The organism is Bacillus sp. J14TS2 (assembly GCF_018333015.1).
Classification (GTDB): domain Bacteria; phylum Bacillota; class Bacilli; order Bacillales; family Bacillaceae_C; genus Lederbergia.
This window is the reverse complement of sequence record NZ_BORE01000006.1, coordinates 258,734-276,154: the sequence shown is the minus strand read 5'-3', so window position 1 is coordinate 276,154 and position 17,421 is coordinate 258,734. Positions and strand designations below refer to the sequence as shown.

The following is a 17,421-nucleotide window of genomic DNA, read 5'->3' as shown; positions in this document are numbered from 1 at the left end:
GATTACGTCTATAATCATTTTATTGCTTTCTATTCCTGATGTTGGATACGTTATAAATTAATAGAAGATAGGATTTAAAGCGATTGCAATATAGATTGTGATAATCTATATTGAATAATAATTATGCCCCTTTTATGAAAAGGTTTTTTAATTAACGAAGTAACTAAAGTACAATAGGGAGTGCCTATAAATGAAAAAAAGCAGAATGTTTTATCAACTGTTTATCCCATTTTTTTTATTAGGGATTATTCTTGTAGTGGGGTTTAGTATATATATCTACAATTCAACTTACAAGTCAGTTGAGCAGAATTTTATAGATGATAAGAAAAGTTATATCGAGCAAGTCCACTATAATGTTGAGCAAAAAGTCCGAACGATCGAATACGGCTATACAGCCTATAGTTCCACTTTCAATTTTGGCGAGACTTTTAAAAAATCATTAACTGAAAAAAATTATGATATTTACCGTGACGTCAAAAAGGAAATGAATTATATTGAAATGATGGGAATTGAAGGCAGTCAGTATAATTTGATTAGTTTAAGTGGAAAATGGGGCATTATGGACGGTTCCTTAATCCAGTTAACTGATAAAGAAATTGATGAGTATAAATATACATATATTGATAACCAAAATAAAAACCTTTTTTGGAAACCTGTAGAGGATAAAAACGATGGAATAGAAATGGTCATCACGTTACCGATGTATCAAAAGGAAAAGTTTGCATTAGGAATGGCCAAGATTCCGCAAAGAAGTATTGATCAAATTGTAGGTGATCAAGATCATTTCGTACAAATATATAACAGTCAAGATCAGTTAATTTATTCGAGTAAGAAACAGGATAATAAATATGGGATCAATGGCTATGAACAATTAAAAACGATTGCTGATAAAAACGATCAAATCCCCCTGTTTTTTGATACTGAAGATGGAAAACATTATGTGTTTATAAGATCTCATTATAATAAATGGCTTTATTTAGTGGAAATTAATGTGAATGAAATCAGTGGTCTTATCCATAATACCAGAGTGGGACTTTTTATTACTTCCATTTTATTAATTCTATTCGTAGCCATTATTTCGTATTATTTAGCTGACTCCTTTCTGCGACCGTTTAAAAAAATTCAAGAAAAACTTTCCATTGATGAAACGGATAATAAAAGAAAAAATGAACTATTTTTATTAGAAAATTCCGTTGATCAAATTGTTGGACAAAATGAAAGGTTGACCGCTCATTTAACTTTACAGAAACCACAGTTGGAAACATTGTTTGTGTTAAGTTTATTTAAAAAGCGAATAAATGAAAGCGAAGTCAATTATCGTTTAGAACAATTAGGTTACCATTTCGATGAGGATAAAGTTTTTTACACAGGATTAATTCAAATTGATAAACTTAAAGAAAAACAGATAGTGGATAAAAGTCTGTTCCTACTAGCCATTAATAATATTGTGGAAGAGATGGTTCCTGAAACAAATCGATTGATGCCGATCGTCCTAAATAATGCAACACAAGCAACCATTTTTATATTAGATAGAAGCGATCAAGACTCTGAGCGTCATATTATGAAGACTTATGAAGAAATTCAAAAAAAGATAGAAGAAGTTTTGCAAATCACAATCAGCGTGGGAATTAGTCCGGAATATACATCACTAATGGATAGTGAGAAAGCAATGGATTTGGCAATAGAATCCCTTCACTACCGAGTGAACGTAGGGCAAGGCGCCATTATTTTCTATAATGATATAGCCCCAATGCTGAATGCCACATCAATCGCAAAATTCCCTGTAGAAATACAAAACAAATTAATGAAGACGATACGGTCTGGTGAGGAAGAAACGGCTGCTCGTATAACGGCTACTCTAGTAGACACATCTTTCCGTTTAAACAAAAATCCAATCAGTTTAGGTATCACCCTGCTTCGCATCATCAATGAGTTAGTGCAATTAGGGCAACTTTTAGCAGTAGAGCCAAAAATATTTGAAAATGTTAAAACACTATATCAGAACGCCATGAATGCCTATGATCCAGAACAAATAAAGCAGCTATTAATCTATGATTTGATTAAACCTATTATATCAAGTGCTCAGGATAAAACAGAGCAAGGGTTTAAAGCGATTGCTGAAAACATTGGGCTTATTATTCAAACGGAATACGACCAAGAAATTTCGCTTGATATTATTGCAGATCGTCTGCATTATAGTCCAAATTATTTAAGTAATGTTTTCAAGAAAGAATTCGGTGAAAATTTTGTCGATTATTTAATGAACTATCGATTACAAGTAGCAAAAAATTTACTGAAAGATACAGATGAACCAATAAAGGGGATTGCTGAACATTTAAAATATGGAAATTCACAAAACTTTATTCGATTTTTTAAAAAGAAATTAGGAAAAACCCCTGGGGAATACCGAAAAGAGTTTCGATATTAATGAATTCTATCCATTGGCTTATTAAGGTAAATATAATTGATAAATCTAGATCACACGTTCTAGTTGCCGAGAGACTCACGGAGTGAGTCTCTCGAAAAGCTAATATAGGTTATCCTTTTACTGATCCTATTAACGCTCCTTTTACAAAATATCTTTGTACAAATGGATAAGCAATCAGCATTGGAACGGTTGCGATCACAATCACAGCCATTTTGATTGTTTGGGGGGGAGGGGTGACATCTACTGATGCTCCATCTGCCTGCATTCCACTAGAAACGATAACGATTTGTCGCAATAATATTTGTATCGGCCATTTTGCTGAATCATTAATATATAAAATCGCTGTCATATATGTATTCCAGTATGTAACGGCATAAAATAATGAAATTGTAGCGATGGAAGGCAATGCAAGTGGCAACATAATTCTAAAGAAAACTCCAAAATGTGAACATCCGTCTATTTTAGCAGACTCTTCCAAACTATCAGGCAAAGCCTGGAAAAAATTCCTCATAATAATTAAGTTAAAGGCACTAATTGCAACGGGAAGAATTAATGCCCAATAACTATCAATTAGTCCAAAGGCTTTCACAACTAAAAATGTGGGAATCATGCCGCCGCTAAAGAGCATTGTAAAGACAACGATAAAATTTATATAATTTCTTCCCCATAGATATCTCCGTGATAGTCCGTAGGCCATTAATGAGGTGAGTGCCATACTTACAAATGTGCCTATACCAGTTACCCCAATAGATACGGCTAGTCCCTTGAAGATCGTAGGTGTTGATAAAATATATCGGTAAGCATCTAAAGAAAAAGTACTTGGAAATAAAATAAACTTTTTAGCAACAACTTCCTGTGTAGAGGCAAAAGATGTTGCGATGACATTCACAAATGGAAGAAAACAAACAAGTGCAATGATAATGAGTATTGTTCCGTTTACGACAGAAAAAAGACGTTCTCCTTTCCTGACTTTCTTAGTCTTTATTCTTTTCATCATAATTCCTCCTTGCCTAAGCATAAAAAACTTCTATAACTTTACAAATAGGTTATCATCCGCTTGCAATTCCAGCTATAATCATTATCATTGATCCTGATCGTAATGGGGATTAGCGTATTATCATTTATAAATAACCGTTCATTTGTAAGCGTATTAAAAAATGATTATATACGAAACTTTCGATATTCAATTATCCTAAGGAAAGAGAAACAGAGAGGAGGAAGTATATGGAGGATGTTGTTAATCGAAAAGAAAATGCTTTGCCTACATTTTCGGACAAGCAGTTGAAAAGAATGAACAGGAAAAAAGTTTTGAAAGGTATGAAGGTGAATCTATTTCTATACCTTATGATTTTTCCAGGGTTACTATACTTTATCATTTTTAAGTATTTACCTATGGGGGGATTGATCGTTGCGTTTCAAGATTATCAGCCATATTTAGGTATTCTAGGGAGTCCCTGGGCAGGTTTGAAGCATTTTATTCGCCTTTTCACTGAACCTACTTTTCTTATGTTATTAAAAAATACGTTAATTTTTTTTGGACTGGAACTTGTTGTCTTCTTTCCAATTCCAATTATTGTGTCATTAATGCTTAATGAAGTGAAAAATAAGTATTTTAAATCAGGAATACAAACGATTATCTATATTCCACATTTTATGTCATGGGTGATTATTGTTTCCATTACTTTTGTCTTATTAAATAGTGATGGTGGGATTGTGAATGAGTTTTTGGCAAAGATGGGACGCGAAAAGGTTAACTTTCTAACTTCTCCAAATTGGACAAGGCCGATTTATATAGCGCAGATCATATGGAGAGAATTAGGGTGGTCTACGATCATCTACCTTGCAGCCATAACTGCTGTCGATCCTCAATTATATGAGGCTGCTGAGATAGATGGTGCCGGCCGGCTTAGAAAAACATGGCATGTTACCTTACCAGCTATTCGACCAGTAATTATTACTCTTTTAATTTTGAAAATAGGGAGCACATTGGATTTAGGATTTGAACATATGTATCTTCTTCTTAACTCTTTGAACCGTTCCGTGGCTGAAATTTTTGACACCTATATATACACAGCCGGTTTGAAAAATGGCCAGCTAAGTTTTAGTACGGCTGTAGGTATGTTTAAAGGAATAGTTGGTTTAATATTAATCATGCTTTCTAATAAACTTGCGAAAAAGATCGGAGAGGATGGTGTCTATTAAAATTTAAAATGAATAATAGGAGGAGAGTTCGATTCTAAAATCAATTGAATATTTAAATCATATTTTGATTCGTATTCTTAATTTAGTGTATGTCAATTTTTTATGGGTATTTTTCACACTTATTGGTCTTGGTATTTTTGGAATTGGCCCTTCAACCTATGCATTAGTGAGTATTTGTAGACAATGGATTCGGGGCAGTAGTCCACCCGTTTTTCATTCATTCTGGAAATATTATAAAGAGGGATTTAAAGAATCTATCATTGTAAGCTTCATCTATGGCATTATTGGCTTCGTACTTGTTGTGGATTTAATGTATGTTGTCAATTGGTACGTTCGTGTCGCTTTGCTAGTCATAGGTTTTATTTATTTATTGTCGCTTACTTATATATTTCCAATTATGGCCAATTATGATTGGAAAGGAATTTTCTTGAAAATGAGGATGTCCTTCCTATTTGGGTTTGCTTGTTTACAATATTCACTTGTTCTATTTTTAGTGATTGGTATATCTTATTGGATATTATCTCGTTTTTTACCAGGCGTTTTACCCTTTTTTGGTATTAGTTTCTTTTTCTTTACGATTACTTGGATGGCCATTCAAGTGTTTAAAAGAATGGAAATGAAAGAACCACACAATTCTTATCAAATTGCAAAGGAGAATCAGGATGAAAAAATGGCAAGTTTGGAAGCTAATTAGTATTAGTTTGGCGGTTATGCTCTTTTTATCAGGATGTAATGAATCATCATCGAGTAGCAATTCTAGTGACGAAGGAATAGGCCAAAATGAAGGAATGGAAATTACATGGTTAAATATATTGCATACGGCTTCACCACCTACAGATACTGTTTTAAATGAAATTGAAAGTAAAACAAATACAAAGATCAAATTTTCCTGGATTCCAGATGCATCTAAGGAAGAGAGGATTAACACTTCTTTGGCTTCTGATTCATTGGCTGATATTGTCACCCTAACCATATTGGAAAATTCGTCTGTACGTAACGCATTAAAATCAGGGATGTTTTGGAATGTTGAAGACTACTTGGATGAATTTCCAAATTTGAAAGAAATATCACAGGAAATTCGAGAATCAGCTTCGATTGAAGGAAAATTGTATGGAGTCCCTTTACAGAAGGATGTTGCCAGGAATGGAGTGGTGATTCGGAAGGATTGGTTGGATAATCTTGATTTATCAGTACCAAAAACAACGGATGAACTAATGAATATAGCGAAAGCGTTTACAGATGATGATCCAGACGGAAATGGCAAAAATGATACGACAGGTTTTATGGATCGGAGCGATTTAGTTTACGGTGTATTTAAAACAATAGGCTCTTACTTTGGTACACCGACGGATTGGGAAGTAGACAATGAGGGTAATTTTACAGCGGAATTTGAAACAGATGCTTATATAGAAACGATGGATTATATGAAAGAACTATATGAAAACGGGTGGATTAATAAGGATTTTGCTGTGACAGCCAAAACCGATCAACAAGAAAATTTTGCTCAAGGGAAAGGCGGAATTTATGTTGGTGCTTTATTCGATAGCAAAAACCTAAAAAATATGGCAGATGGCATTCAGGATGAAATGGAACTAGCGTTAGTGAATGATATTACATCTGAATCCCACTCGGAACGAGCCATTTGGAGTGCGGGAAATGGGATTGGTGGTTTATTGGCTTTTCCACGCTCAGAAGTAAAAGATGAAGCTGAACTCAAACGTCTTTTAAAATTTGTCAACGATTTAATGGATCCAGAAATGTTTACATTAATGACGTATGGAATTGAAGGAACACACTATGAAATAAATGATGATGGTGCTTATGAGATTACAAATCAGGATTTATGGCAACAAGAGGTTCAACCATTTGCGTCTTCACGTCCAAAAGAAACAGGATATGATTTAAAAGATCCAAATCCACTTAAGGCAGAAGCGGATAAAAAGATAGCTGAAAATGCCGAATATGCAGTGTTTAATCCCGCTTTTCCTTTAGAATCACCGACAAATACGGCACAAGGATCTGAATTAGAAAAGATTATTACCGATGCAACTTACCAATACATTTTAGGTGAAATTTCCGTAGATGATTTTAAAAAAGAAGTGGAAAAGTGGAATAAACAAGGTGGAAACACAATAAAAGAAGAATATAAGGAAGCATATAAAGCTTCTGAAAAATGATCATGATGGAGTATTTTCTATTGTTTACGATAGAAGATACTCCATTTTAAATGTGAAAATCTACTCACACAGAAAGAAAAGAAAGGAAATATTTTAAAAATGACTATTTATAACATAGCGATTTTGGTGCTAGCATCAGGCGAATTTTTGACTGGTTCCTTCTCTATCAGGTGGTTTTACCGAGAGTTTAGTTGGAATTGTAATACATGAAATGGATCGAAAATTTGGATCATATGCCGATTTTGATTATCAACGGTTAGATATGTAAATCTGTAAGTTTCATAGTTTTTTGTTCGAATAATCCAGCGAGCACTGGATAAGCATTACTGAATAAAGGAGGAGCTATAATGATGTAAATCATTCAAAGAATAGAAGCTTCTTGAGTGAATAGAACCTTGATGGTATAGTAATGAAAAGTTCTGTATACTGATTAAAATGTTGTTCACTGGGGGAATTATTGTGCCGAAGATTATTTTTGTAAGTGGAGTTGCGGGGACTGGGAAAACAACTGTTTCAAAATGTTTACATAAGTATATTCCTGCTGTTTATCTGGATAAAGATACAGTCGGTGGGAAGTTTAGCGAGCATTTTTTGCAAGCAACGGGATATGATCCCAGTGACCGGGATTCCAAATATTATAAGCAGCATTGCCGTGATTTAGAGTATGATGTGACGATGGATTTGGCAATGGAGAACGCAGCACTTGGGCTTGATTCCATTCTAATTGGTCCATTTACAAAAGAAATTGAAACAGAAGAATGGCTAGGAAGAAAATTAACTGAGTTTGGGCTTTCACGAGTCGATGTGACGGTTAAAGTTTTATTCGTTACATTGCAGGATACAACGTTACAAAAAGAACGGATTATTGAACGTGGAGCAATGGATCGTGATCAATGGAAAATCGATAATTGGGATGAGTATGAACAAAGCTTAGACCTGCCGACTGTTGCTTGGGGAATTCCGGAATCAGATATTCTGGTATATGATAACTCAGGAGAATTAACAGAAGAGAAAATAAAAAATCTTGTAGATTTTATCGAGCGATAGATAGAGCTTTTGCTAAAAGTCATAAGGGACTGCACAAATCAAAGGGATTTGTTCAGTCTTTTTGGTATCTAGCTCCAGCGCCTAGCCCCTCGAGGTCAAATGTTCTGAAACCTATGAAGGGAAAAACCGCCCTTCTAAAGTTCCAGAACATTTGCTTGTTGGGGCTGACCAAGGCGCTTGTGCTTTTCTTAATATTTCATGATAAGCTTTTAATGAAAGAAACAAAGGAGGGACTGTTGGGGGAAATTAAAGGGAAAGGTTGCTGTTGTAACAGGGGCAAGCAGTGGTATTGGAGCAGGCATAGCACGGGAACTTGCTAATGAAGGAGCAAGTGTGGTGCTAACGGCCCGTAGTATGGAAAAGCTGAAAGAACTAGAAAATGAGATTCACCAACAAGGAAAAGGAAAAGCCCTAGCTGTCAAAACAGATATGGCTAATCGAGACAGTGTGGAGGAGATGGTAAAACAGGCAAACGAGGCCTTTGGAGATGTGGATATTTTTGTGAATAATGCGGGTCAGATGCTTACAGGGACTATCCGTTCTGGGGAAGTAGAGGAATGGGAGCAGATGATTGATGTCAATATCAAAGGCGTTTTATACGGTGTTCATTCGGTGTTGCCATCGATGCTGGAGCGATCTACTGGACATATTATTAACATCGCGTCTGTTTCTGGATATGAAGTGACAAAGACGAGTACGGTTTATAGTGCAACCAAATTCGCCGTTAGAGCTATTTCTATGGGATTGGAAAAGGAACTGGCGAGAACAGGTGTTAGAGTGACAAATATCTCTCCAGGGATGGTCGCGACTCGTTTAAGTAACTCCACAGTAATGGATCGAAAAAAACTGGAAACAGAAGATATTGCCAAAGCAGTCGTTTATGCAGTTACACAACCACAATATGTAAATGTTAATGAAATCACCATCCGGCCGGTATGAACAAGAATGGATAGGAAAAACCCGAAGCTGTTACCTATAGAGGTATTCGGGGTTTTTGAAATTCTGTTATTCACAAGAGGAGAAGCACAATCCCGTACTAAAGTTGAGCAATTATCACGAGAAGAAGTGCAATCCAATCCTAATGTATCCCAATATTGTAAGGAAGTATATCTACCTCAGATTACAGGGCAGTAGATTGAGCTGAGAAGAGGGAAAATTGTGTAAACCTTTTCTTTTTTGTAAGAAAGAGGAAGGCTTTTCTGTTATAATGAAATAGTAGTGAAGTTTCTTACAGGGAGGAGGAAATCAAATGGAAGAGATTTTAAAGATATTACAATCCATGAAAAAAGAACTACAAGCAACACGAGAAGAACAGCAAGTAATGCGAGAAGAACTGCAAGCAACACGAGAAGAACAGCAAGTAATGCGAGAAGAACTGCAAGCAACACGAGAAGAACAGCAAGCAATGCGAGAAGAACAGCAAGCAATGCGACAAGGACAGCAAGCAATGCGAGAAGGTCAACGAACTATGCAGGAAGAATTAGAAGGCCATAAGAGCTTTCAGGAGGAAATGAGAGAATTTCGCCAAGAAACAAAAGAACGATTTACAAATCTTGAAAAACTGGTTATCCAAAATGGTGAAAAATTAGATAATAATCGGCAACATGTTAGTAAAAAGATACACTATTTTGAGCATAAGAACGTTGAACTAGAGCAGAGAATTTTTGAACTTGAAACCCGTTACGGGCGCTGACGGGTATTCCCTTTTTGATATTCAAGTTTCCTCCCAGTAAAAACTCCGATCGAACTTTCAAACATCAAAGACGTGTCCTTGTTCATGACTTGGAACATGCCCCCTTATCCAATATCTCATCCTTAGCAGTAAAAATAAAACTCATATAGAAGATGTTTAAAAAGTCTAACAAAAAAAAGACACAGCGGATTTCTGTGTTACCTTGCTTTTCGCCCCTTGGTTCTTGAGTAATAGAAATTCGCTAGTATGTATATCCTCACCACATCATATTCCTATTTGAGGACAGAGGGCAAGAAAAAGAAGTAGGGCGGTCCTAATGAAATCCGCATGGGGCGATCCCACTTCAATAATCTGCCAAAGAGTTCTACCTATTTTTTTAGTATAATAGAAGAATAGAGTGACTGATTTTACTTGAAAGGGAAAATGGCCATGATACGAAAGTATTGGAAAAAAATTATTACAATTTTTATTGGTGTCCTATTAATTGGAGACATTGCAGCGAGTTTCTTTTTTTATAACTTGGCGATTAAGCGGGGACCAAAGGAGTTCCTTGAGGAAAATGCTGATCTGGAAGTGGCAGCAGAATCATTGGACGAAATGTTAGATGGGGAATGGCGAGAATGGGTAGCTACTCAGGATTTCGAGGAAATCGAAATGAAATCTCGTGATGGTTTAAAATTAATAGGCTATTACTTGCCAGCCAAGGAACCGACCGATAAGTTGGTTGTTTTCACTCATGGCTATCTAGGGAATGCGAAGCAAATGGGCCTATTTGGTCAATTTTATTATGAGGAATTAGGTTACAATATTTTCATGGCAGATGCGCGTGGGCACGGAGATAGTGAAGGTGATTATTATGGGTTTGGTTGGCCTGATCGTCTCGATCTGATTGATTGGACGAATCTTTTAGTCAATAAATTAGGAAATGATACGCAGGTTGTCTACCATGGTTTGTCCATGGGCGCTGCAACAGTGCTAATGGCAAGTGGAGAAAAAGAGCTGCCTGATCAAGTGAAAGCCATCGTGGCAGATAGTGCGTATACATCTGTTTATGACTTGTTTGCCTACCAGATGAAGCGTATGTTTAAGCTACCTGCATTCCCGATTTTGGACAGTACAAGTCTTGTTACTAAGATAAAGGCTGGTTATTGGCTAAGGGAGGCGGATGCGCGAAAAGAAGTAGAGGTGACAGATATCCCAATTCTTTATATACATGGGAAGGGTGATACCTTTGTTCCTACGAAACTAGCACAAGAACTTTATGAATCTACGAATAGTGAGGCGGAGCTTATGCTTGTGGATGGGGCCAATCATGGTGAATCATTTGTATTAGAAAAAGCGGTTTATAAAGAGCGGTTAAGCGACTTTTTATTCAATTATATCGAATAAATGCAAAGGAGAGCTACATTCCTTTGCATTTTTTGTAGTTGAGACGACTGCTTATCTAGTTTGTTGTTTCGGTTTGATGAAGTTGTGCTGGGATTTTCAAAGAAATAATGGCACAGATAAAGGCAATGATTACTACCCCTGAACCAACGGCAGCAGTCCGGGTAACGGATTCCGTATGCTCCATGACTAAGCCGCCAATACCCGATCCTAAGGCAATACCGATTTGCAATGCAGAGTTATTAAAGCTTTGATGAATATCAGATGTGTGTGGATCTGTGCGAATAATATAATCCTGTTGTGGTGGAGCAAGACTCCAACTTAATGCTCCCCAGATCATCATGGTCACCAAGAATACAGGGAAGGAAAAAGTGGAATAGGGAAGAACAAATAGGACTAAAGCAAAAGCACCAAGGATCATTAAGATGCTTTTCTGTGAGCCGATTCGGTCAGCAAGTCCACCTCCAAATGCCCCGCCACCTACAGCAGAAATTCCAAAAAGAAAATAACAAATGCTTACCCAGTTTTGATTTAAATGTAAAGTGGTTTCTAAAAAAGGCGTAAAGTACGCATATATCGTGTAATGTCCAGCTAACATAAACATGGTAGCCAAATGGGCGCCTGCAATTTTTTTGTTGGCTAGTGCTTTCATTTGTATCGATAAAGGCTGGATATTCTCGGGAGGGATTTTCTCCAAAAACATATAAATAAGAATAAACGAGCCAATTGTAAGAATGGCGATTCCGAGAAAAACGGTTCTCCATCCCAGAGCATTTGTGATGACAATGCCGATTGGTACACCAAGTACTAAGGAAGAACTGATTCCCATATAAATGACTCCTAATGCCTTTGCCCTATGTCTGGGTTCCACAATCTTTGAGGTAATCGTTAAAGATAAAACGATCACTAAAGACGCACTCATCGCTGTAAGTACTCTGGCGATCATAATGAATGTAAAATTGGGGCTGAAATAGGTGATGATATTTCCTATGAAAAAGATAAATAAGGTGATCAAATATAATTTTTTGCGTTCCATTTTTGCTGTTAAAGATAGAAGAACTGGGCCAGCAATGGCATATACAAGTGCATAAATAGTAATTAGTTGCCCTGCGGTTCCAATCGTGACATGCAAATCATCAGCCATAATGGGTAAGATTCCACCTACAATTAATTCCACCAATCCAACAATAATCGTCGATATGGCAAGGATAAATACTTTAAAATTCATATTCATACCTCCAAGGTCCCTTATGTATATCTGCGAGACTCCCTTTCGTTTAAACAGCTATAAATATAGAAAAAATCCCGACTACAAAAGAATAAATTTGTAGTCAGGATTTAATTGGTTCCTGGTAGAGACCCTCAAACCATATTATTGAGGTTATACATTTATCCGAATTAACTGGCAGTAAGACCCCCACTTCAAGAATTCGGGGTGAAAACGAGAATTGTAAGTGGGGGACAACTGCCAGTAAATCCCCGATTGGTTCAGACCAACAGGATGTTGGTCACAAAGGCGTAGCGACGTATAGGATGTACTAGTGCAGACGAAGCGACAGGATGGCGCGATTTTAGCCTTTGATCCTCTGAAATCAGTGGGGAATGAATCCCACTGAATGAAGTTTCACTTTATTTTTATTCGAAATTCCAAATAGCAATATAACATGTTCTCGAGAAATTCGCAAGTTTAATAGAAAAGTGTCAATGTTGTGTCTGTTATGAAATCCCCTTGCGTAATTGGCGAAAACGTAGTATATTAAGAGTGTAGAAAGTTAGTGAAAGTATTCACAAACAAAAATAAAAATAGTAACCCTTCAATACAGTGCACTTATATTTTTTACACTTTTATGTGAATGATTTCACAAACGATAAAATAAACAGGAGTGATTATGATGAATAAATGGTATGAAAATCGTTGGGTAGCAATTGTATGGGCCGCATTAAGAATTTGGTTAGGTGTTCAATGGTTAGAAGCAGGTTGGCATAAATTAGGCGCATTTGATGCAGGCGGATTTATACAAGGAGCAGTTGCAAAGGCGGGAGGAGAAGCCCCAGTTGTCCAAGGATGGTATGCCGCTTTCCTTGAACATGTTGCCCTTCCAAATGTGAAGATTATCAACATCTTGATCCCAGCAGGGGAAATACTCGTTGGTCTTGGATTAATTGTCGGCGCATTGACAATCCCAGCTCTGATTGCAGGAGCATTCATGAACTTGAACTTCCTACTTGCAGGAACGATTAGCACAAATCCAATCTTACTTGCCGTAGCTATCATTCTCTTATTTGTCATCAATGGAACAGTATATTACGGAGTTGACCGCTTCTTAGTTCCAGCTACGATCAGAAACTTGAAAGACAAAAATATCTTTAAAAAGTTCCGAAGGGTTGCTACACAATAATCTAAAAAGGGAAAGCTGATAAAAGCTTACCCTTTTATCCCAGGATAGGAAAATATAAATTTTGGTTAGTGCTTGATCCAGCTCCAGGCACCATCGTCTCGAGGCTCGCAGGAGCGAGTCCATCGGCGTTGCGCCAGGACGGCGCGAACTTAGCCGATGTTCTGCATAATAACCTGAGCCAATGAAAGGCAAAGAACGCCTTTCTTTGTCTCAGAACATTTGCTTGTCGACGATAGGCGGGCGCCTTGCGCTTTTCTTGTTGTTAAGGAAACTATAAAATTCTTGGCTTGTGGATAAGTTGTAATTTTGAGTTTTGTCATCTAGCTCCAGCGCCCAGCAACTAGCAAACTTTCAGCTTCTTCCTACGATAAGTCAACATCGGCTCATGCTTCGCCGTGTATCCTTTATCTCGTCAGAAGCTTAAAAAGTTTGTACGTCGCTAAACGGGCGCTTGCGCTTTTGTTCTCCATCCAGTTCCTTATTGCATTTCTTTTGTTGGTCCCATTATACCTGGGACCGTTAATCCGGCCTGGCGAAGCAATACGGTCATTTGACCACGATGATGGGTTTGATGATCAATAAGAGCGCGTAATAATTTGCCGCGCGGTACAGGACCACCAAAGCCAGTTACTTCCTCTAATAAGGACTCATCTGTTAATTTCGGTCCCTCATTTTTATACGATTGCATCACTTTTTCATAAGCTTCCACTATTTCAGCAACATCTTTGGGTGTTGGTTGATCAGATGATGGAGCTTCAATTTGAAGGCCAGCAAAATGGCCGAACGCCCCTGCTGCACCAACTAGGTGCCAAGCTAGCCATCCAAGAGAATTATGACCTTCTACAATCGCTTGGTCTAGCTTATCGTTCGTCATGGCCTTCATTACTGCTAATGTGCCTTCCGCTGAAGCGGACCAGTCTTCGATAAAATCTTCCACTTTTCGATACAATTTGAACACACCCTTCATTTACTATAATCATCTTTAATTATAACGAATGAGAGAGACTGTATTCAAATAAGAGAACCTCCAAAGTCAACTCTTATCTCCTGTACTCCTTGCCATTTAATAAAATAACAATGACATCATTCATTCGATCTTGCATCATGGCAGCAGAAATCTTCGAAATGCGCGTATAGTACAGATATACGCCGACAAAGTAGACAGTTCCAACAACCAGCATGGTCAAACGATATTGTAAAAGCAGCAGGGCCGTGGTGAAATCGCCGAAAATAATTGACAGAAGGAATAGACTAATGATGACAACAATCCCCAACAAATATAATTTTATTTCCTTAAAAGACATTTCAGCATGTTGTAGATTCATGGTGTCACTCCTTATGATAAAAGGATGCATTAATAAGAAATATGTGGTAACGATGAAAAAAAGAACAGTGACGAATTGTCCTTTTTTCTTTACAAAAGAGTCAAGATTGGTCGTCTTTTGAACAGGAGAATGGAAAAGGAAAAAACAGCTCGTTTTTCTGGGGAGCAATTTGTAAGGAAAAAAGACATCGTGATTTCTCACATTATCCAATGTAATCCATTATTAGTTTGAAACTTTTCTTCGACATGGTCCGTAATTAAACGTATACTTAGAGTATTATTTTCGCATGAGGAAGTGAGGATTTGACAAAGAAGCTATGGTTTCAAGTAGGGGTCGGTATATTATTAGCGATTCTAATCATTAAATATTTCATGGAAATCAGCTTTATCTTTTCACCTGTCGTGATTATTGTTAAAGCGATTATCCTGCCCCTATTACTGGGCGGCGTATTGTATTACATGACAGAACCTGTTCAACGATTTTTGGAAAAGCGGAAAGTTCCACGTTGGGGTAGTATCATCATTATTTTGGTTGGTCTTGTTTTACTTATTTGGCTTTTCGTGGCAATCATTGGTCCGCCGATCACAAAGCAAGTCAATGCTTTAGTTGACAATGCTCCTATAATTACAAAAGAACTAGATGACATAAAAGACAAGCTTTTACAGGAAAAGGATAATTTGCCTGAAAACTTGCAGGAATCGATCAATAGTGCAGCAAATTCCCTTCAATCTGTTGCAATGAAATTTGGAATATGGATTGTCCAATTTTTACAATCGTTCTTCCAGGCGATGTTCTTGCTGATATTAGTTCCATTTTTCTATATCTTTATGTTAAAAGATCATGAGAAATTCGCGCCGATTATTTATAATTTCTTTTCCGGGGAAAGGCGAGTATGGATTAAAAAAACGATAGGTGATATTGATAAGGTGTTGCGTTCGTATATACAAGGGCAACTTTTGATCAGTACAATTTTAGCCGCCTTAATCTGGATCGGTTACATGATTTTAGGCGTGCCATATGCCTTGCTGCTTGCCATTTTCGCCTTGTTCATGAATCTGATCCCTTTCGTTGGGCCATGGATCGCTGTAACACCAGCTCTGATCATCGCATATTTGCAGGATCCAAAGTTAGTGATCGGCGTCGCGATTGTTACCTTAGTGGCACAACAAACGGATAGTAACTTTATTACACCAAATGTGATGGGAAAAACGCTTGATATTCATCCATTAACCGTAATTACGATTATTTTGGCAGCAGGAAATATTGCCGGTTTTCTTGGGATCATCGTTGCCATCCCGGTCTATGCTGTTGCTAAAGTAGTGATTTACAATGTTTACGAACAGCGTATTAAAATAAAGAGTGCAGCCACGAAAGATGTATAGAATTTAAGGAAATAGGAGGTTTGAAAAAGTCCAATTGGGATATGAAAAACTTAAGGAGGAATTCATATGCCGTGGACAAAAAGTGATTATCCAGCAGCTTTTAAAAATGAAACTGCCAAGGTACGTAATAAAGCGATTGAAATTGGCAATGCTCTTTTGCGAGAAAATTATGAAGAAGGACGAGCGATTTCAATTGGCTTGACACAAGCACGTGAATATTATGAAGATGATGCCAAAAATCGGGTTCATTATAAGGTAAAAAATGAGGGCGATTCATGGAAACTGCTACAGGCAGGGAAGAAACAAGCCATTTTTAAAGAAGATAATAAGGAAGATTTGCTTGATAAAGCGAAACCTTATGTTACGGACCATGATGGCATTCTTTTTATTTACCGTGCAGATGGTTCATTAGAAGATACTTTGTATAAGTGATCCATTCAGCTTTAAGAAGCCCCTCTACCAAATAAATTGTAGAGGGGCTTCATTAATAATGGAAGAATGTTAGAAATAGAAGACTACAAATGAATGATGGATCAATAAAATGAGGATGTGGAACTAGATGGAGGAGGAAGAAAAAAAGGTTGACGGTCCGGATCGCCATTTAATAGAAGACATTGATGAAGAGGAAATGGCTGAACTGATCCGCGAGGCCCAGCGCGAGGTTCTTTTAGAAGAAGAGCAAGAAAACAAACATCCCCCACCTACTCGGCGTATACATAAATGGGTATTGACACTTATTGTCGTTGTTTTTCTATTAAGTACATTTTCGTTTGTCTTTCAAACATATTCCATCCCAGCTTTAGAATTTTTGCGCGTATCAGCAAGATTATCACAGGATGAACAGATTCAGATGTATAAAAAATCAGTTGTCACTGTTACAACGGAAGAAAGCAAAGGAACAGGATTTTCCATCTCAAGTGATGGGGAGATTTTGACCAATTATCATGTAATTGAAGGAAACGAGGAAGTGACAGTTGCTTTTCCAGAAAATGGTATATTCCAAGCGAAGGTCACAGACATTCACCCAGAAATTGATCTTGCTTTATTAAAGGTGGAGGGCACATCATTGCCATATTTAAAAGTAGCTGAACAAGCAAGATGGTATCAAGAGGAGCCAGTTACGTTCATTGGGAACCCACTTCGTTTCCATGGGATTGTCAATGAAGGAAAGATTATCGATTCGACCAAATTACCAGATTGGGAAGAGGAAGTCGTGATGATCAAGGCTCCGGTTTATCGAGGAAACAGTGGGAGTCCAGTCCTGAATGAGAAGGGAGAAGTAATAGGGGTGATCTTTGCGACAATGGAGCCTTCCGAATATGGAAAAGTGGGCTTATTTATTCCAATCGAATTGTATCAGGCTGTTACTCAGTAAAGAGGAA

Annotated in this window: 15 protein-coding genes, 1 pseudogene and 1 riboswitch; of the genes and pseudogenes, 12 read left to right on the top strand and 4 right to left on the bottom strand. The window is 37.3% G+C overall.

Going from position 1 to position 17,421, the window contains the following annotated elements; all coding sequences use genetic code 11:
* Window positions 1-190: 190 nt before the first annotated feature.
* Entirely contained in the window at window positions 191-2,428 is a 2,238-nt protein-coding gene (locus KI375_RS11435) for a helix-turn-helix transcriptional regulator (protein WP_212973617.1), read from the top strand.
* A 109-nt stretch (window positions 2,429-2,537) separates the two neighbouring features.
* Here the strand turns inward: KI375_RS11435 and KI375_RS11430 are convergent, their stop codons facing one another.
* The gene (locus KI375_RS11430) at window positions 2,538-3,425 is read right to left on the bottom strand and encodes a carbohydrate ABC transporter permease (RefSeq protein WP_212973616.1); all 888 of its coding nucleotides are present in this window, start codon (window positions 3,423-3,425) and stop codon (window positions 2,538-2,540) included.
* Between the two features lie 293 nt (window positions 3,426-3,718).
* Here KI375_RS11430 and KI375_RS11425 point away from each other — a divergent pair, with 293 nt between their 5' ends.
* The 7 genes and pseudogenes from KI375_RS11425 (at window position 3,719) to KI375_RS11395 (ending at window position 10,936) form a co-directional block, all read left to right on the top strand.
* Window positions 3,719-4,630, top strand: coding sequence for an ABC transporter permease (locus tag KI375_RS11425; RefSeq protein WP_212973685.1), 912 nt, complete (start codon window positions 3,719-3,721; stop codon window positions 4,628-4,630).
* Window positions 4,631-4,694: 64 nt separating this feature from the next.
* A complete protein-coding gene (locus tag KI375_RS11420; RefSeq protein WP_244852552.1) occupies window positions 4,695-5,324 on the top strand; it encodes a YesL family protein in 630 nt (209 codons plus the stop codon).
* On the top strand, window positions 5,293-6,807 hold the full coding sequence (locus KI375_RS11415; protein WP_212973615.1) for an extracellular solute-binding protein: 1,515 nt from the start codon (window positions 5,293-5,295) through the stop codon (window positions 6,805-6,807). Before KI375_RS11420 ends, KI375_RS11415 begins: the two co-directional genes overlap by 32 nt.
* A 459-nt stretch (window positions 6,808-7,266) precedes the next feature.
* Complete coding sequence (locus KI375_RS11410) at window positions 7,267-7,854, top strand: P-loop nucleotide/nucleoside kinase family protein (RefSeq protein ID WP_212973614.1); 588 nt, start codon at window positions 7,267-7,269, stop codon at window positions 7,852-7,854.
* Between the two features lie 246 nt (window positions 7,855-8,100).
* Window positions 8,101-8,793 (top strand): annotated as a pseudogene (locus KI375_RS11405) (SDR family oxidoreductase); the annotation flags it as partial.
* Window positions 8,794-9,103: 310 nt separating this feature from the next.
* Window positions 9,104-9,547, top strand: coding sequence for a hypothetical protein (locus KI375_RS11400; protein ID WP_212973613.1), 444 nt, complete (start codon window positions 9,104-9,106; stop codon window positions 9,545-9,547).
* A gap of 429 nt (window positions 9,548-9,976) precedes the next feature.
* Window positions 9,977-10,936 (top strand): alpha/beta hydrolase, encoded by a 960-nt coding sequence (locus tag KI375_RS11395; RefSeq protein ID WP_212973612.1) that lies wholly within the window; start codon window positions 9,977-9,979, stop codon window positions 10,934-10,936.
* Between the two features lie 55 nt (window positions 10,937-10,991).
* On the opposite strand, the gene KI375_RS11390 is transcribed toward KI375_RS11395, so the two are convergent.
* Window positions 10,992-12,161: an MFS transporter gene (locus KI375_RS11390; RefSeq protein WP_212973611.1), complete on the bottom strand. Its 1,170-nt coding sequence runs from the start codon at window positions 12,159-12,161 to the stop codon at window positions 10,992-10,994.
* Window positions 12,162-12,241: 80 nt separating this feature from the next.
* Window positions 12,242-12,342, bottom strand: a riboswitch (purine riboswitch).
* A gap of 480 nt (window positions 12,343-12,822) precedes the next feature.
* Here KI375_RS11390 and KI375_RS11385 point away from each other — a divergent pair.
* Window positions 12,823-13,332, top strand: a complete 510-nt coding sequence (locus KI375_RS11385) for a DoxX family membrane protein (protein ID WP_212973610.1) — start codon at window positions 12,823-12,825, stop codon at window positions 13,330-13,332.
* Window positions 13,333-13,810: 478 nt separating this feature from the next.
* Here KI375_RS11385 and KI375_RS11380 read toward each other — a convergent pair whose 3' ends face one another.
* Together KI375_RS11380 and KI375_RS11375 are read right to left on the bottom strand one after the other, a co-directional pair.
* Window positions 13,811-14,281 carry a DinB family protein gene (locus KI375_RS11380; RefSeq protein WP_212973609.1) on the bottom strand — a complete coding sequence of 157 codons (471 nt, stop codon included), beginning with the start codon at window positions 14,279-14,281 and terminating at the stop codon, window positions 13,811-13,813.
* 91 nt (window positions 14,282-14,372) lie between these two features.
* Window positions 14,373-14,657, bottom strand: coding sequence for a hypothetical protein (locus KI375_RS11375; RefSeq protein ID WP_212973608.1), 285 nt, complete (start codon window positions 14,655-14,657; stop codon window positions 14,373-14,375).
* A 302-nt stretch (window positions 14,658-14,959) separates the two neighbouring features.
* Between KI375_RS11375 and KI375_RS11370 the strand changes: the two genes are divergently transcribed.
* From KI375_RS11370 to KI375_RS11360, 3 genes are all read left to right on the top strand, one after another.
* A complete protein-coding gene (locus KI375_RS11370; protein WP_212973607.1) occupies window positions 14,960-16,039 on the top strand; it encodes an AI-2E family transporter in 1,080 nt (359 codons plus the stop codon).
* 66 nt (window positions 16,040-16,105) lie between these two features.
* A complete protein-coding gene (locus KI375_RS11365; RefSeq protein ID WP_212973606.1) occupies window positions 16,106-16,471 on the top strand; it encodes a DUF2188 domain-containing protein in 366 nt (121 codons plus the stop codon).
* A gap of 127 nt (window positions 16,472-16,598) precedes the next feature.
* Window positions 16,599-17,414, top strand: coding sequence for a S1C family serine protease (locus KI375_RS11360; protein WP_212973605.1), 816 nt, complete (start codon window positions 16,599-16,601; stop codon window positions 17,412-17,414).
* The last annotated feature ends 7 nt before the right edge of the window (window positions 17,415-17,421 follow it).

Coding starts and splice junctions, on each gene's coding strand:
- KI375_RS11435 (WP_212973617.1), top strand. CDS start 191: ATGAAAAAAAGCAGAATGTTTTATCAACTGTTTATCCCATTTTTTTTA.
- KI375_RS11425 (WP_212973685.1), top strand. CDS start 3,719: ATGAACAGGAAAAAAGTTTTGAAAGGTATGAAGGTGAATCTATTTCTA.
- KI375_RS11390 (WP_212973611.1), bottom strand. CDS start 12,161: ATGAATTTTAAAGTATTTATCCTTGCCATATCGACGATTATTGTTGGA.
- KI375_RS11375 (WP_212973608.1), bottom strand. CDS start 14,657: ATGAATCTACAACATGCTGAAATGTCTTTTAAGGAAATAAAATTATAT.
- KI375_RS11365 (WP_212973606.1), top strand. CDS start 16,106: ATGCCGTGGACAAAAAGTGATTATCCAGCAGCTTTTAAAAATGAAACT.
- KI375_RS11385 (WP_212973610.1), top strand. CDS start 12,823: ATGATGAATAAATGGTATGAAAATCGTTGGGTAGCAATTGTATGGGCC.
- KI375_RS11395 (WP_212973612.1), top strand. CDS start 9,977: ATGATACGAAAGTATTGGAAAAAAATTATTACAATTTTTATTGGTGTC.
- KI375_RS11415 (WP_212973615.1), top strand. CDS start 5,293: ATGAAAAAATGGCAAGTTTGGAAGCTAATTAGTATTAGTTTGGCGGTT.
- KI375_RS11430 (WP_212973616.1), bottom strand. CDS start 3,425: ATGATGAAAAGAATAAAGACTAAGAAAGTCAGGAAAGGAGAACGTCTT.
- KI375_RS11360 (WP_212973605.1), top strand. CDS start 16,599: ATGGAGGAGGAAGAAAAAAAGGTTGACGGTCCGGATCGCCATTTAATA.
- KI375_RS11400 (WP_212973613.1), top strand. CDS start 9,104: ATGGAAGAGATTTTAAAGATATTACAATCCATGAAAAAAGAACTACAA.